Source organism: Rheinheimera sp., from assembly GCF_037442345.1.
Taxonomy (GTDB): Bacteria; Pseudomonadota; Gammaproteobacteria; order Enterobacterales; family Alteromonadaceae; genus Pararheinheimera.
This window is the reverse complement of sequence record NZ_JBBIQL010000009.1, coordinates 19,703-36,059: the sequence shown is the minus strand read 5'-3', so window position 1 is coordinate 36,059 and position 16,357 is coordinate 19,703. Positions and strand designations below refer to the sequence as shown.

Here is a 16,357-nt window from a genome sequence, read left to right as displayed (position 1 = left end):
CAGCCGCATTTGGTGGTTTTCTTTTAGGTTTAACCCTATATAATTTGGATTAATCATAATTGGGCAAGAAAAAATACTGCCATGACGCAAAGTGCCAAACACCGTCCGCTGGACCGGATTGACATGACCATTTTAGACACGCTGCAAAAAGACGGACGGATTTCCAACGTTGAGCTGGCGAAAAAAGTCAATTTAAGCCCCAGCCCTTGCATCGACAGGGTGCGTCGGCTGGAGCTGGATGGTTATATCGAAGGCTTTGGCGCCCGCTTAAGTGCCAGTAAGCTGGGGTATGGCACTGCGGCTTTTATTCAGGTGACGCTGGACCGCACCACAGCGGCTATCTTCGACCAGTTTCGTGATGCGGTGGTGAATATTCCACAAGTAGCCGAATGCCATATGGTGGCCGGTGGTTTTGATTATTTACTGAAGCTGCGGCTGTCCAGCATGGAAGCGTACCGGGCTGTGCTTGGCCGTATTGTCGATTTGCCTGGTGTGCAACAAACCCATACCTATGTGGTGATAGAACAGGTGAAGCAGGATGCGGGTTTACCACTCAAAGCGGTAAACCCGGAGTTAAAAGCGGACTAGAGCTTACATCCAGCGATCGTTGCGACGGCGTTGTGGTAACAAAGCCGGTACCAGTAATCCCAGAATTAATCCGGCAATGGCCAGCAGGGCGCCCATCACCATTTTATCCTGCCAGAATGAGGTTGGTTTGTCCTGCAACTGGGTGGTCAGCAGCGCGATGGTCTGCTGCGCTGTCGCCGTGGCGGCTTCGGCCTGAGTGACAGCTGCCGCCGTTTCTTCCAGCTCTTGTTGTAACTGCTGTTTTTCCTGCGCCAGCGCTTCAATCTGGCTTTGCAGATTGTTCAGCTGAGTGGTTAGTTGTTCGGTGTTCTGGTCAAACACAGGGCTTGCGCTGACATACTGCTTTAAGATCCAGCCGGTACGGCCTTTACTGTCGGTCACCTGCCAGTAACCCGCTGTGGCATCTTCCCCCGTCAGCTGAATTTCGTCACCGGCATTAATGCTGGCAATAATTTTATAATCCTTGCCAGGACCATTGTATAAATAAGTCACCAGCCGATCGCTGATATAGGCGGTGCCTGAGACGGCAGGCGCTGCAGTGGTGACAGCGGCCGTGCTGTTGTCTTGCTGAGCCGAAACAGGGAAAACAACACTGGCGCTGAGCAGGGCCAGGCCCAACCAGCGGGAAGAATGTGCAGGCATAAAAGTTCCAAAAAAACGGGCGACTGACTGGCCAAAATTTTAAATTGCATCGATCATAGGCCAGGTGATTGATAAATAACAAGAGGCAGTAGAAAAGGATGCAAACGAATGGCGGTTGAAGCTGAGCTGAAGTTTATCTGTAGCGGGCCATTGCCGGCGGATTTAACCCCTCTGTGGTCTGCCGTGGCAGAAAAAGTTGAGAGCCGGGCGGGCAAACAACTAGTGAATGCTTATTACGATACCGCTGACCACTGGTTTCGCCGGCAGGATGCTGGCCTGCGCACCCGCTTGCAGCAAGGCCGCTATGAACAAACTATAAAGCTGGCCGGAACGCAGCAAGGCGCCTTGCAGGTGCGGCCTGAATACAATCTGCCGTGCGCTTCGGTCTGGCCTGAGTTAAGTGCTTTTCCTGCCGATATCTGGCCAGCCGGGGTAACAGCGGCAGAGTTGCAGCCCCAGTTAGTGCAGTTATTCAGCACCGATTTTTACCGCCAGACCTGGGTACTGCATGTGGCCGGCGGCGCTGTGGTGGAAGTGGCACTGGATAAAGGCTGGGTCACCGCAGGTGAACACAAAGAAGCCATTGAAGAGCTGGAACTGGAACTGATTGCCGGGGACACTGATGCTTTGTTTGACCTTGGCCAGGCCGTGGTGCAGCAGCTGCCGCTGCGTCTTGGCGTCATGTCCAAAGCCGAGCGGGGGTATCGTTTGTTTCAGCAGCAGCCAGTCAACGCGACTGCGGCTGAAAGTGCGGCCCCTGCCTCGTTGCTCAAAGCCATTTTGTATAACGAAGCCTGCTGGTGGCAGCAGCAAGACCAGGCCGCTTTGGCGCTGCTGCAACAGCAATGGGCGGCGCTGGCCGAATTCTGGCCGGAGTTTTTGGTGTTTACCGGCCAGCCAGCCACCACAGTGCTTGGCAGCCACAGCTATGTGCAGGCACAGCTCAGGCTGTCGCAACATCTGAGTAAGGAGTAAGCCGATGTCTGGTGCAGAGCTGTTAGTACAGGAAGCCCGCCGTACCCAGGCCAGTCTCGCGTTGCAGCCGACCACCGCGGAACAGCAGCAGAGTCTGGATTTGTTGCTGTCCGTCAGTCCTTTTATTGGCCGGGTGCTGACACAACAGCCTGAGCTGGTAACACAGCTGCTGGATAAAACCGCGTTAAGCCAGGACTGGCAGTATCAAAATCCGCTGCTGGCCTTGACCGATCTCAGTGAACACCATGTGTTCAGAGCCATAAGGCGCTATCGCAATCAGGTGCTTGCGCAGGTGATGGCCGCAGAGCTGTTGGGCGTGAAAACAATCCGGCGTTGCCTGACTGAAATTTCTGCGCTGGCTGACGGACTGATCAACAGCGCTTACCAGTGGGCCTACGCGGATTTAACGCCACAGTGGGGCACTCCACTGGACCACCAAGGCGTGCCGATGCCATTGCTGATTTTGGGGATGGGCAAGCTGGGCGGCGGTGAACTGAATTTTTCCTCCGACATCGACCTGATTTTTACCTACCCGGACAACGGCGACACTCAGGGCGGGCGCCGCAGTATTGAGCATCAGCAGTTTTTTACCAAACTGGGGCAAAAACTGATTTCTGCCTTGCATCAGGTGACGGCCGATGGTTTTGCGTACCGGGTCGATATGCGGTTACGGCCTTTTGGGGACAGCGGCCCTTTGGTGCTGAGTTTTGGTTCGATGGAAGACTACTACCAGGCGCAGGGCCGGGAATGGGAGCGTTATGCAATGCTCAAGGCCCGGGTGCTGAACCCGGACCCGGTCTGGACACCTCAGCTGCAACAGCTGCTGAAGCCCTTTGTGTACCGGCGTTATATTGATTTTTCGGCGCTGGAATCGCTGCGGCGCATGAAGCAGCTGATTGAGCAGGAAAACCGTCGCCGCAACAGAACCGACAATATCAAACTCGGCTCCGGCGGCATTCGTGAAGTGGAGTTTGTGGTGCAGACCCTGCAGCTGATCCGTGGTGGCCGTTTACCCGACTTGCAGCAAGTGTCTGTTTTTGCCGCGATGGAGGCCTTGTGCCGGCATCAGCTCTGGTCAGAAGCCGATACCGCACAGTTGACAGCGGATTACCTCTGGCTGCGTCGGGTGGAGCAGGTCCTGCAAGGCATAGACGATGCGCAAACTCAGACCCTGCCGCAAGACGAGCTGAACCGTGCCCGGCTGGTCCTGGCGTTGGGGTTGAGCGACTGGTCACAGTTTTCGGCGCTGACCGAGGCGTGTATGGCCCGTATTCACCAGCAGTTTAAAGCGGTGATCGATCAGGGCGACAACCCGGAGCCCGAAGAGCTGGCATTGGGGCGTTTATGCTGGGACTCTCAATTACCGGCGCAGGAACTGGCAGAGCAGCTGGACTGGCTGCAGCCGGAGCAGGGGCTGGAACTGCTGGCAGAGCTGCAGCAGTTTAAGCTGGACTGTCAGAAACGCAGTGTTGGCCCGCGCGGCCGTGATTTGCTGGAAAAGCTGCTGCCGTTTTTACTGCAGTTGCTGGCGAAACAGCAGGGCTCGGCCACTGTATTGAAACGGTTGTTGGGCGTGTTCCGCCAGATTGTCAGCCGCACTGCTTATCTTGAGCTGTTACATGAAAACCCGGCGGCTTTACAGCAACTGGTACTGCTCTGTGCCAAAAGCGGCTGGCTGGCTGAACATCTGGCGCGTTATCCCATGTTGCTGGACGAACTGATCGACCCGGCCCTGTTGTATCAGGTGCCACAAATGACGGATTATCAGGACAGGCTGCGCCAGCAGATGCTGCGGGTACCGGCGGATGACCTGGAACTGCAGATGGAAGTGCTGCGCCAGTTTAAACAGGCGCAGCAGCTGCGAATTGCGGCGGCTGACATTACCGGTATTTTGCCGCTGATGAAAGTCAGCGACCATCTGACTTTTCTGGCCGAGGCTTTGATAGCTCAGGTGGTGGAACTGGCCTGGGCTCAGATGGCGGAAAAATACGGCGTGCCACAGGGCTTGTCCGGTCCGGACGATAAAGCCTTTGCCGTAATAGGCTATGGCAAGTTGGGCGGGCTGGAACTGGGCTACGGCTCCGATCTGGATTTGGTGTTTGTACACCAGTCCAACCCGGACGGGGCCACGGACGGTGACAAATCCATTGATTCACGCCAGTTCTATATCAAGCTGGTGCAGCGTATTGTGCATATTTTCAGTACCAGAACCGCCAGTGGCGTGCTGTATGAAGTGGATACCAGGCTGCGGCCTGCCGGCAACTCCGGCTTGCTGGCCGTGCATATCAATACGTACCGGGATTATCTGCAAAGTGAAGCCTGGACCTGGGAGCATCAGGCGCTGGTGCGGGCCCGTCTGGTGTATGGCGGGGAACGCATCCGCCAGAGCTTTGCACAGATCCGCGCTGAGATTTTAGGGCAGTCCAGGGAGCCGCAGCAGCTGCTGTCGGAAGTAGTGGAGATGCGGCAGAAGCTGCGGCAACACCATGGGATGAATTCGACTGAAGTGAAACATGCCACAGGCGGTATTGTTGACCTGGAATTTATCAGTCAGTTTCTGGTGTTAGCCCATGCAGCCTGCTACCCGGCTTTGTACCAGTACAGCGACAATATCCGTATTCTGGACGCCGCCCAAAGCTGTGGCCTGTTGTCTGAAACCCAGGTGGCTGATTTGCAGCAGGCCTACCGTCAGCTGCGTGGGGTCAGCCACCGCCAGACACTGGCTCCGGCCGCTGAAGAGCCTGCCGAGGTGCAGCAGGCGATGGCGGCAGTGCAACAGGTGTGGCAGCAGTTGTTTGGCGCAGGGTCAGAGCTGAAGCTCTGACCCTCTGTTAACCAAACAGGGGTAAGCGCCGTTTCGGCGCCTGAATGTTGATACAGCTTTGCTGCAGGTAAGGAACAGTTTTGTCGGTCAGCACTACGGCGCGGGATTGGTTGCAAAAGTAAGCCTGTACCGGGTCTTCGAAATCGGAAGCAAGCGCAGTGGCCGCTTCACGGATCGCACTTAAATAACTGAAATCGGTCTGGAAGTAATGCTTGACCTTATAGTCTCTGGACAACACCCAATACAGCTCCACGCCTTCTTTACGGCCTTCCATCGTCAGAATAGTTTTCAGCGTATCACCAACACGGAAGCGCCGGTCTGTTCGGCGGCCCTGCCAGTTTTCAGGTAAGGACTCCACCCGTTCTGCTCTGTCTTTAAGCAGGCTGACCAGCTGGCTGTGGTCATCGTGAAGTTCAATGACGAAGTCTTCAGAACCTTCCGACTGGCTGCTCATGGAATCCCGTATCGTGCTGTAGAAGCTGGTAAAGCCCTGCACCGCTTCATTGCCTTTTTCTGCCAGATTTTTTGGCTGTATCACCAGCCATTCTGGTTTCAGCATGACCAGAGCGGCAAGCGCCAACAAAAAAGCAGCTAATAATAAGTGCCTGATCCAAAACCACATAGCTTATCTTCCCGATTCCATTGCAGCCATCATAGCCAACACACCAGAGGCTGCCAACACTTTATACCCGAGTTGCTTGGGTATATCAGTAAAGGCTTGGGTCTTCTGGGTTGGGTCTAGTCTTAAAGCGACGGTGTAACCACATATATTGAGAGGGATGTGCAATTATTCCTTGTTCCAGCCACTGATTGACCCGGGTCACATCGGCTTTATTGTCGCCGCTGGGAAAATTATCGAACGCAGGCAACACTTCCACCTGATAGCCCTGGTAACCTGGCAGACGGTAGCTGTGGATAGCAACTGTTTTGCAGTTGGCACTGCCGGCAAATAACAAAGTGCCGGTGGTGGTGGCCGTTTCTTTGACGGCAAAAAATGGCACAAACTCAGCTTTATTGCGGCCATAGTCCTGGTCCGGCAGGTAAAAACACACTTCTTTGTCATTCAGCGCCTGGATCAGCGCCCGCACATCGCGTTTGCCAATCAGGGCTCTGTTGGAGCGCAAGCGACCATGGTACTGAAAGTACTCCATAATGGGGTTGTCATTCGGCCGGTAAAAACCGACAGCCGGGCAATAAAAACCGAAAGTGCGGGCAATCATCTCCAGGCATAAGAAATGGCCACTCAGCAGGAACACACCTTTGCCTTCGGCCTGAATGGCTTCAATATGTTCCAGTCCTTTAAAATGACATAAAGGCTTGGCACGCCAGTCCGGCCACCACCAACCCATAAAGGTTTCAAAAGCCGCTTTGCCGGTTTCTTTAAAATTTTCCCGTACCAGATGCTCGCGTTCTGTGACGGGCATGTCCGGAAAACAGAGTTCGAGATTGCGGCGGGTCACTTTGACGCGCGATTTCAGCACTTTCATCAGCAGCAGCCCCAGGCCTTCTCCCAATTTCATCAGTGCAGGATAGGGCAGCCAGAGCAGGAGCCAGAGAAAACCTAATCCCAGCCATAACGGCCAGTGTTTTGGATGCAAAAATGACAGCTGAAAACGCGGAGCCTGAACCACAGCAAACCCTTAAGAAGTTTCAAGTGGCGCTATTGTAACGAAAATGCCGGGCGGCGAAAGGTTTAACTGGTAGGAACAGGGGGGCAGAAACTGCCCCCTAGAAGTGGATGTTAGCTACCCAACGCTTTATTGACCGTAAACAGGTCATCTTCAGTCAGGGTACCGGCAGCCTGTTTCAGCGCCAGAATGGACAGAATATAGTCGTAACGGGCTTTGGACAGGTTACGGCGGGCATTGAACAGGTTGCGGGTGCTTTGCAGCACGTCAACGATAGTCCGGGTGCCTACTTCAAAACCAGCTTCTGTGGCTTTTAATGCCGACTCGGCTGAAATGACCGCCTGCTCCAGTGCTTTGGTGCTGGAGATCAACGACCCGACATTGTTGTAGTTGCTGCGCACCTGGCGTACCACACTGCGGTAGCTCAGTTCCAGGTCTTCAGAGGCTTCGACATAATTGGCCCGTTTGACTTCTTCATTGGCACTGGTGCCACCCCCTGAATAAATGGGGACTGAAAGTTCAAGGCCAACAGAGCTGCTGTCTGCTTTGGGTGAGTTAAAAGTGATATCTGTGTCACGGTTTTTGCTCTTGCTGTCGCTAAAACCGGTTTGTGCTGTGAAGTCCACCGTCGGGTAATGACCAGCTTCGGCCACATTGATATTGTGTTCAGCAATTTCCACCGATAACTTACGGACTTTCAGTTCCAGGTTATTGTCTTGTGCCAGTTGCACCCAGTCCTGCGGGCTGGCCGGATTGGGTTGGGTTGGCGCAAAACGGCTGGTATTCAGCGGGTCCAGCTGAGAATGGTATTCGCCGGTAATTTCACGCAGGTATTCGCGGGCAATTTCCAGAGCGTTTTGTGCGGCAATTTCGCTGGCCACAGCGCTGTCAAATTGGGCCTGGGCTTCATGCACGTCAGTAATGGCCGTTAAACCCACCGCAAAACGTTGTTTGGTTTGTTCCAGCTGGCGTTCAATAGCGCGTTTTTCCGCCACCACAAAACTTAAGTCGTCGTCGGCGGACAGCACATCAAAGTAAGCCTGAGACACCCGAACTATCAGCGCCTGAACAGTAGCGTTGTACGCAGTCTGGCTTTGCAGCGCTACTTTTTCAGAAATATCCAGATTTTCCCAGTTGGTCCAGTCAAACACCGACTGACGCAAGGCTATACCTGCGCTGGTCTGGGTGCTTTCTGCTTTGTACTGAGTGCCGGTTTCTGAGTTGTACTGATCACCAATGGATTTAGTCGCGCTGGCACTGAAACCAATTTGTGGCAGTAAACGGGATTTAGTGACATCAATGCCGGCTTTGGCGGCGTCACGGGTAGCAGCCGCTTTTAAAACCTGCGGGTCCTTTTTCGTGGCCAACTGATAAATGGTTTGCAAATTTTCGGCGTTCGCCTGCACACTCAACAGCGCCAGAGTGGACGCGATGACAGTGCTCAACAGGGTCTTTTTCATAAACTAAATTCCATTATTTAGCGAAAGTGATGTCATCATACTCTGTGGAAACGGAGCAGGTAACGAAATAAAGCGTAAACGATGTGCGCTCAAGTGTAACAGAATGTGAGATCTCAAATGTCTGATTTCAAGCCGGAAAATTATCCAATCTTTTCTAAGGCCGATGTAGGGGTTGTCGACAGGCAGACAGTTTTTCAGGGTTTTTTCCGGATTGACCAGTACAAAATCCGTCATGCGCTGTTTAACGGAGGCCAGAGTGAGGTGTTTTCGCGTGAGCTGTTTGAGCGGGGACATGCGGTGGTGGTACTGCCCTATAATCCCGAAACAGATCAGCTGGTGCTGATTGAACAATTCCGGGTTGGCGCTTTGGAAAACCCCAATGGCCCCTGGTTGCTGGAAGCGATAGCCGGCATGATTGAAAGCGGCGAAGCCGTTGAGCGGGTGGCCCAGCGCGAAGCGCATGAAGAAGCGGGTCTGGTACTGAACCAGTTCTGGCCTATGCTGAGCTACCAAAGCAGCCCAGGGGGCAGCACCGAGCGTATTTATTTGCTGCTGGCCCGGCTGGAACAGCTGGACGTTGGCGGCGTTTTTGGTCTGGCACAGGAAAACGAAGATATTAAAGTCCATTTACTGCAACGTTCAGACGCTATGCTGTTACTGAAGACCGGAAAAATCGACAATGCCGCGACTGTGATTGCGTTACAATGGCTGGAGCTAAATCTGAAGCAGGTGATTGAAAAGTGGAGTTAACTTGACCCGACTGCAGCTTGCACGGAAAAGATATGTGCCGTACTTGCCAGACTTCCTCAGTCTGTGCGAGCGCAATTACGCACAACTGCGTTTTTTCCTGCCGCGTTGCGAACGCGCCGGAGAACAGCAGCTGATCCATATCAGCGCCAGCGAAAGTTACAGAGTGGCGTTACTGGAACGTTGTAAATACACAGTGACAGTGCGAATCGAATTGCTGCAGGAGCAGAGTCAGCCCTGGTTTCACCCTCAGTTTGAGGTGCGGCTGTACCATGATGCCCGCATGGCGGAAGTGCTGGCCTGCCAGCATGTACGGCAGTTCAGGGCTGTGTACAGCTACCCCAATGTCGATATGTTATTGCCTGACGAGAAATTACAAATCAACCTGCTGTTGCGTGACTGGCTGAAGCTGTGCGCGTTACGCGGGTATCAGACCACTGAACTGCTGGCCTGAAGGCTGCAGCAGTCAAACCGGACGTACTCATGAAACTTGCCTTGTACCTGCATGGATTTGCCAGCTCTTCGTTATCCGAAAAAGCGCTGCAAACCAGAGATTATTTCACCACTGAGCTGCCGCATGTTGAGCTGTTGACGCCCGATTTGCCTTACACCCCGGATGAGGCCATTGCAGCGATAGAGCTGGCATTACAAGGCCGTTGCCCTGATGCAGTGATAGGCAGCTCGTTGGGTGGTTTTCTTGCCACCTGGGTGGCGGAACGTTATGGCTGTAAAGCAGTGCTGGTCAATCCGGCCGTTCAGCCAGACCAATTGCTCAGTCAGCATTTTGGCCTGTATCGTCACCCTGTGTTGCACCAGGACTTTCTGGTGAATGAACAGCAGATGCCAAAACTGCGGGCGTTGGAGCGGCAACCGACAAACCCGGGCCGTTACCTGGTTCTGCTGCAAAGTGGTGATGAAGTGCTGGATTACCGTAAGGCGCAGCAGTGGTATCAGGGCTGTCAGATTGAAACAGTGCAGGGAGGCGACCACAGCTTTGTTGGTTATGCCAATTACCTGCCTGCTATTGTCAAGTTTTGCCAATTCGCGTAAAACACTGGTTGTTAATACAGTTATTTTGAGAGCTGAAGCCTGTTATGACTGAGAGTCAATACAACGCCGATTCCATTGAGGTGCTGACGGGCCTTGAGCCTGTGCAGCGCCGTCCAGGGATGTATACCGACACCACCAGACCCAACCATTTGGGGCAGGAAGTCATTGACAACAGCGTCGACGAGGCGCTCGCCGGGCATGCCGACACAGTGCATGTGATTTTGCATGACGACCAGTCGCTGGAAGTGATCGACAACGGCCGCGGTATGCCAGTGGATATTCACCCGGAGGAAGGGGTCAGCGGTGTGGAGCTGATCCTGTGCCGCTTGCACGCCGGTGGTAAATTTTCCAATAAAAACTATCAGTTTTCCGGTGGTTTGCATGGCGTCGGTATTTCTGTGGTGAACGCCTTATCAGGCCGGGTTGAAGTGGCAGTGCGCCGAGACGGCAATGTCTATGAAATTGCCTTTGAACACGGCAATAAAGTGTCGGAGCTGGCTGTGACCGGCACAGTTGGCAAACGCAATACCGGCACCCGGGTGCGGTTCTGGCCGGCGCCGCAGTATTTTGACTCACCAAAATTTTCGGTCAGCCGGCTGCTGCATGTGCTGAAGGCCAAAGCGGTGTTGTGCCCTGGGCTGACCATTAAGTTTGACGACAAAGTGAATGATCAGAGTTATCAGTGGTGTTATCAGGCCGGTATCCGTGATTATTTAGCCGATGCGGTGAAAGAGATGGTGGCGCTGCCAGACAGCCCTTTTGTCGGCAATTTCAATGCGAAAACTGAAGCGGTGGAATGGGCCGTACTCTGGTTGCCGGAAGGCGGCGAGCTGGTCACCGAAAGTTATGTCAACCTGATCCCGACTGCGCAGGGCGGCACCCATGTGAACGGCTTGCGTCAGGGCTTGCTTGAAGCGCTGCGCGATTTTTGTGAATTCCGCAACCTGCTGCCGCGGGGTATTAAACTGACGCCGGAAGATGTCTGGGACCGCTGCGCTTATATTCTGTCGCTGAAAATGCAGGAGCCGCAGTTTGCCGGCCAGACCAAAGAAAAACTGTCTTCACGCCAAAGCGCAGCTTTTGTCACAGGTGTGGTCAAAGATGCCTTCAGCTTGTGGCTGAATGAACACACAGACATCGCCGAGCAACTGGCCGCCTTTTGTATCAGCAATGCGCAAAAACGCTTAAAAGCCGCCACCAAAGTGGTGCGCAAAAAAGTCACCGCAGGCCCGGCTTTGCCGGGCAAGCTGGCTGACTGCAGTGCACAGGATTTAAACCGTACCGAACTTTTTCTGGTGGAAGGGGACTCGGCCGGCGGCTCCGCCAAGCAGGCGCGTGACCGCGAGTTTCAGGCGGTGATGCCGCTGCGCGGTAAAATCCTCAATACCTGGGAAGTGGAATCCGAACAGATTCTGGGTTCTCAGGAAGTGCATGACATTTCAGTGGCTATTGGGATGGACCCGAACAGCGCCGATTTAACTCAGCTGCGTTATGGCAAAATTTGTATACTGGCCGACGCGGATTCCGACGGTCTGCACATTGCGACCCTGCTTTGTGCGCTTTTTATGCAGCACTTCCGCCCTCTGGTGCAGGCCGGCCATGTGTATGTGGCCATGCCGCCTTTGTACCGTATCGACTGCGGCAAAGAGGTGTATTACGCGCTGGATGAGGACGAAAAAAATGGCATTCTGGAGCGGCTGGAAGCCGAAAAAAAACGCGGCAAAATCAACGTGCAACGTTTTAAAGGTTTGGGTGAAATGAACCCCTTGCAGCTGCGTGAAACCACCATGGACCCGAACACCAGACGACTGGTGCAACTGACCATTGATGATGTGACTCAGACACTGGAAACCATGGACATGCTGCTGGCAAAGAAACGTGCGACCGATCGCAAAGACTGGCTGGAACTCAAGGGAGACAGAGCAGTTCTGGCTTAAAGGAAGCAGAGATGACACCACAACAATACCCCAGGTTATGGGGAGCTGTGCTGAGCTGCTTGCTGCTGATTGCGCCGGTGCTGCAGGCGCAGGAGCCGCAGTGGCTGGAGCGGGTCCGGCAGCAGAAGGCGCAGCAGCCTGCCGCCATGCTGAAACTGCTGCAGCAGCATGAAGCTGAATTTCCGCACTGGCAGCGGGCTTTGCAATTGCAATACCTGCTGCAGCAGGCCGATATTTATGAAAGCCTGGAGAAGTACCAGCAGCAGTTGCAGGTGGCAGAGCACGCTTTGGTGTTGCTGGGGGATGAGCGCACCGAACTGACGGTGGAGTTCTGGAATAATCTGGGGTTTGCCCGTGAAATGCAGGGCCAGTACCAGCAGGCAATGGTGCATTACCAGCAGGCGTCTGAACTGGCCAAACAGCTGGGTCTGCAGAAGCTGGCGATTGAAGCGGATATCAATATTGCCGCTATCTATTCGGCTGAAGAAAAGTATCAGGAAGCACTGCAGCTGCTGCAAGCCTGTTATAAACAGGCCAGCCAGCTGAACGATGAAGAAACCCAGGCCTACGTCAATTCTGAATTGGGGCTGCTGTATTCCACGCTGGGGTTTGATCGCGATGCCCGCCAGTTTATGCAGCAGGCGCTTGCCAGTTACAAAAAACTGGGTTTTCAGAAAGAGCAGCTGGATGTGCTGTTTAACCTGGCGGCCAGCTACAGCCAGGCCGAAGATTATGCACTGTCGATGCAGTATTATGACGAGTTGCTGCAACTGGCCAAAGCTCAGAATGACCCGGTGAACCTGTATTTCGCTTATCTGGGGTTGGCATCCTCCAGCCGCAGCAGTGATAAAACCGACGCTGCCCTGGCTTATATTGAAAAAGCCGAAGATTATCTGCCGGTCTTACAGTCAACCTTTCAGAATGCCATGCACCATTTGGAACGGGCGATGATTTCGCGGGATCTGGGCCAAATCTCTTTGGCCAGCCAGCAACTGGAGCAGGCAGAACAGGCGCTGGCGCAGGAAGATAACAGTCAGAACCAATCCAGCCGCTTGGGCATGCTACGGCTAAAAGCCCGGCTGGAGGCAGATTTAGGCCGCTACCAGCAGGCTTACCAGCACCTGGATGAATTTTTTAGCGGTTACCGCAAACTACGCAATAAAGAACATGAATTGTCGGTGGAACGGCTGCGGCTGGCCTTTGATGTGGAGCGGCAGGCCGCTGCCAACGAATTACTGGCCAAAGACAATGAACTGAAAGCCATGCGATTGCAGGAAGTGGAACGTAACCGTCAGATCCAGTGGCTGTGGATTGCCATTTTTGGTTTCACCACCCTGATTTTACTTATTTTATTGTTATGGCAACTGACCCGGCGGCAACAGCAGATGCGGGTACAGCAGTCAGCAAGTGGAAACAGCAGATGACAGAGATCCAAATTTCAGCCGACGGCGTGGAACAGTTACCGCTGCGCCGTTTTACCGAAGAGGCGTACCTGAACTATTCGATGTACGTCATTATGGACCGGGCACTGCCACATATAGGCGACGGTTTAAAACCAGTGCAGCGCCGCATAGTCTATGCCATGTCGGAGTTGGGCTTGTCCCACCTGGCCAAATACAAAAAATCGGCCCGTACCGTTGGTGACGTGCTGGGTAAGTTCCACCCTCATGGTGACAGCGCCTGTTACGAAGCCATGGTGCTGATGGCACAACCATTTTCTTACCGTTACCCGCTGGTCGATGGCCAGGGGAACTGGGGGGCGCCGGATGATCCGAAATCCTTCGCCGCCATGCGGTATACCGAAGCTAAACTGTCCCGCTTCAGCGAAGTGTTGTTGTCTGAACTGGGCCAGGGCACCACAGACTGGGTGCCCAACTTCGATGGCACGCTGGACGAACCCAAGGTGCTGCCCTCCCGCTTGCCTCATATTCTGCTGAACGGTGTGACAGGTATTGCCGTGGGCATGGCCACCGATATTCCGCCGCATAACGTGCGGGAAGTCGCCAACGCGGCTGCAGCTTTGCTGGATAACCCCAAGGCCACGGTGCCGGATCTGATGCAGTATATTCAGGGCCCGGATTACCCGACCGATGCGGAAATTATCAGCCCTGTGCATGAAATTCAGGCCATGTACGAAACCGGCCGCGGCAGTGTCAAAATGCGGGCTGTCTACCAGATTGAAGACGGTGACATTGTGATTACGGCCTTGCCGCATCAGGCGTCCGGTTCCAAAGTGCTGGAGCAGATCGCCGCCCAAATGACGGCCAAAAAGCTGCCGATGGTGTCGGACCTGCGTGATGAGTCAGACCACGAAAACCCGACCCGTATTGTGATAGTGCCACGCTCAAACCGGGTGGAAGTGGAGCCTCTGATGGCGCACTTGTTTGCCACTACGGATCTGGAAAAAAGCTACAGGGTCAACCTGAATATCCTCGGGCTGGATTTACGGCCACGGGTCAAGGGCCTGGTGGAAATTCTGACCGAATGGCTGACCTTCCGCCGTGACACAGTGCGCAAGCGTCTGCAGTACCGGCTGGATAAAGTGCTGGACCGCCTGCATGTGCTGGAAGGTTTACTTATTGCCTTCCTGAACATTGACGAAGTGATCCGCATTATCCGCGAAAACGACGAGCCCAAGCCGGTGCTGATGCGTCACTTTGGTATCTCAGAACGGCAGGCCGAAGCCATTTTAGAGCTGAAACTGCGTCATCTGGCCAAGCTGGAAGAGATGAAAATCCGCGGCGAACAGGCCGAGCTGGAAAAAGAGCGGCAGTACCTGGAAGGGGTGCTGGGCTCTGAGAAGAAGCTGACTAAACTGATCCGTGACGAGCTGCTGGCCGACGCTGAAAAATACGGCGATGCACGTCGCAGCCCGATAGTGCAACGCGAAGAAGCCAAAGCACTGAGTGAAAAAGAGCTGCTGCCCAGTGAACCTGTCACTGTGGTGCTGTCGGAAAAAGGCTGGGTGCGCTGCGCCAAAGGCCATGACGTAGATGGCAACAGCCTGCAGTACAAAGCCGGTGACGGTTTCCGTGCTGCCGCCATAGGCCGCAGCAATCAGCAGGTCGCCTTTCTCGACTCCTCCGGCCGCAGTTTTGCCTGCGAAGCTCATGATTTGCCGTCAGCCAGGGGGCAAGGTGAGCCACTGTCCGGTCGTTTTGCCATAGTCGCTGGCGAGAGTTTTGAACATGTGCTGATGGCGGAAGACAGCCAGAAACTGCTGCTGGCGAGCGACGCCGGTTATGGTTTTGTTGGCAGTTTTGTCGATCTGGTCAGCCGTAACAAAGCCGGTAAAGCGGTGCTGAGCCTGCCGACCGGAGCCAAAGTGCTGCCGCCTGTCGCCATTAAAAATGCCGACACAGATTTAGTGGTGGCGATCAGCACCGAAGGGCGGATGCTGGTATTCCCGCTGTCGGAGCTGCCGCAACTGTCCAAAGGCAAAGGCAATAAGATTATCTCTATCCCGTCCGCCCGTGCGGCGAGTCGCGAAGAGTATGTAAAACTGCTGGCGGTGGTGCCGCAACACACAGCGGTGACCCTGGTGGCAGGCAAACGCAAAATGACCATCAAAGCCGATGATTTACAGCATTACCTGGGCGAACGGGGCCGTCGTGGCAACAAACTCCCACGTGGCTTGCAACGCATTGATGAATTGCTGGTGGGCGAAGTCGAGTAGTTCACCACCCGATTGCGACAGATCAAACCAGACCAAGCGGTGGAACCCGTTATACTCGGGCCCTTGTCATAACAAGGGCCTTTTTTATTGTGTTAGCTGTGATTCGTTTAGTGCTGATCGCCATCTTTATTGTGCTGACTGCTGTTGTGGGATTAGCCATCTGTCTGGTGAAACCTTTTTATCCACCCAATACAGCCCGTTTTGCTCACTGGTACGGCTGGGCGGCGCGGATTTTTGGTCTGCAGGTGGAAATCCGCCGTGCTGATGGCATCCCTGAGGCCATGCCTTGTGTTTTTGTGGCCAACCATCAGAACAGTTATGACCTGTTTACCATCTCCGGTTCTTTATTGCCAGGCACTGTGACCATAGGCAAAAAGAGCCTGAAGTGGATCCCGTTTTTTGGTCAGCTGTATTGGCTTGCCGGTAATATTCTGATTGACCGTGCCAATCGCAACAAAGCGGTGGGTACCATGCAAGGTGCTGTGGACCATATTCAGCAGGATAAAGTGTCGGTCTGGGTCTTCCCTGAAGGCACCCGCAGCTATGGCCGCGGTTTATTGCCTTTTAAAACCGGGGCTTTCCATATAGCCCAACAAGCCAATGTGCCGCTGGTGCCTGTGGTGATGAGCAGCACTCATAAGGTGCGGCTGAATAAATGGAATAACGGCAAAGTCATTATCCAGATGTTGCCACCCGTGCCAGCGCCGACAGAGCAACCTGTCCGTGAACTGATGGAGACAGTACGTCAGCAGATGCAGGACACACTGACAGCGCTTGATAGCGAACTGGCAAGCGACTACACTGCCGGTTCTGTCACTGTTACGGGATAA

General features: G+C 54.1%; 14 protein-coding genes. 10 read left to right on the top strand and 4 right to left on the bottom strand.

Going from position 1 to position 16,357, the window contains the following annotated elements; genetic code table 11:
• Positions 1-81 precede the first annotated feature (81 nt).
• Positions 82-588 (top strand): Lrp/AsnC ligand binding domain-containing protein, encoded by a 507-nt coding sequence (locus WKJ04_RS06785; RefSeq protein WP_337879731.1) that lies wholly within the window; start codon positions 82-84, stop codon positions 586-588.
• Between the two features lie 3 nt (positions 589-591).
• Here WKJ04_RS06785 and WKJ04_RS06780 read toward each other — a convergent pair whose 3' ends face one another.
• Complete coding sequence (locus tag WKJ04_RS06780) at positions 592-1,230, bottom strand: TIGR04211 family SH3 domain-containing protein (RefSeq protein ID WP_337879730.1); 639 nt, start codon at positions 1,228-1,230, stop codon at positions 592-594.
• Between the two features lie 108 nt (positions 1,231-1,338).
• On the opposite strand from WKJ04_RS06780, the gene WKJ04_RS06775 reads away from it, so the two are divergent.
• On the top strand, positions 1,339-2,205 hold the full coding sequence (locus WKJ04_RS06775) for a CYTH domain-containing protein (protein WP_337879729.1): 867 nt from the start codon (positions 1,339-1,341) through the stop codon (positions 2,203-2,205).
• Between the two features lie 4 nt (positions 2,206-2,209).
• The gene (glnE, locus tag WKJ04_RS06770) at positions 2,210-5,029 is read left to right on the top strand and encodes a bifunctional [glutamate--ammonia ligase]-adenylyl-L-tyrosine phosphorylase/[glutamate--ammonia-ligase] adenylyltransferase (protein WP_337879728.1); all 2,820 of its coding nucleotides are present in this window, start codon (positions 2,210-2,212) and stop codon (positions 5,027-5,029) included.
• 7 nt (positions 5,030-5,036) lie between these two features.
• Here the strand turns inward: glnE and WKJ04_RS06765 are convergent, their stop codons facing one another.
• The 3 genes from WKJ04_RS06765 to tolC all read right to left on the bottom strand — a co-directional run bounded on the left by WKJ04_RS06765 (position 5,037) and on the right by tolC (position 8,117).
• Entirely contained in the window at positions 5,037-5,651 is a 615-nt protein-coding gene (locus tag WKJ04_RS06765; RefSeq protein ID WP_337879727.1) for a TcpQ domain-containing protein, read from the bottom strand.
• An 85-nt stretch (positions 5,652-5,736) separates the two neighbouring features.
• Positions 5,737-6,660, bottom strand: coding sequence for an LpxL/LpxP family Kdo(2)-lipid IV(A) lauroyl/palmitoleoyl acyltransferase (lpxL, locus tag WKJ04_RS06760; protein WP_337879726.1), 924 nt, complete (start codon positions 6,658-6,660; stop codon positions 5,737-5,739).
• Positions 6,661-6,770: 110 nt separating this feature from the next.
• On the bottom strand, positions 6,771-8,117 hold the full coding sequence (tolC, locus tag WKJ04_RS06755; RefSeq protein WP_337879725.1) for an outer membrane channel protein TolC: 1,347 nt from the start codon (positions 8,115-8,117) through the stop codon (positions 6,771-6,773).
• A 117-nt stretch (positions 8,118-8,234) separates the two neighbouring features.
• Between tolC and nudF the strand changes: the two genes are divergently transcribed.
• The 7 genes from nudF (at position 8,235) to WKJ04_RS06720 (ending at position 16,357) form a co-directional block, all read left to right on the top strand.
• Positions 8,235-8,867: an ADP-ribose diphosphatase gene (gene nudF, locus WKJ04_RS06750; protein ID WP_337879724.1), complete on the top strand. Its 633-nt coding sequence runs from the start codon at positions 8,235-8,237 to the stop codon at positions 8,865-8,867.
• Positions 8,868-8,901: 34 nt separating this feature from the next.
• Complete coding sequence (locus WKJ04_RS06745) at positions 8,902-9,318, top strand: DUF1249 domain-containing protein (protein ID WP_337879723.1); 417 nt, start codon at positions 8,902-8,904, stop codon at positions 9,316-9,318.
• Between the two features lie 29 nt (positions 9,319-9,347).
• Positions 9,348-9,914, top strand: coding sequence for a YqiA/YcfP family alpha/beta fold hydrolase (locus WKJ04_RS06740; RefSeq protein ID WP_337879722.1), 567 nt, complete (start codon positions 9,348-9,350; stop codon positions 9,912-9,914).
• Positions 9,915-9,958: 44 nt separating this feature from the next.
• Complete coding sequence (gene parE / locus WKJ04_RS06735) at positions 9,959-11,851, top strand: DNA topoisomerase IV subunit B (protein WP_337879721.1); 1,893 nt, start codon at positions 9,959-9,961, stop codon at positions 11,849-11,851.
• A gap of 11 nt (positions 11,852-11,862) precedes the next feature.
• Positions 11,863-13,275: a tetratricopeptide repeat protein gene (locus tag WKJ04_RS06730; protein WP_337879720.1), complete on the top strand. Its 1,413-nt coding sequence runs from the start codon at positions 11,863-11,865 to the stop codon at positions 13,273-13,275.
• Positions 13,272-15,527, top strand: a complete 2,256-nt coding sequence (parC, locus tag WKJ04_RS06725) for a DNA topoisomerase IV subunit A (protein WP_337879719.1) — start codon at positions 13,272-13,274, stop codon at positions 15,525-15,527. The genes WKJ04_RS06730 and parC overlap by 4 nt, the downstream gene beginning before the upstream one ends.
• Positions 15,528-15,616: 89 nt before the next feature.
• On the top strand, positions 15,617-16,357 hold the full coding sequence (locus WKJ04_RS06720; RefSeq protein ID WP_337879718.1) for a 1-acylglycerol-3-phosphate O-acyltransferase: 741 nt from the start codon (positions 15,617-15,619) through the stop codon (positions 16,355-16,357).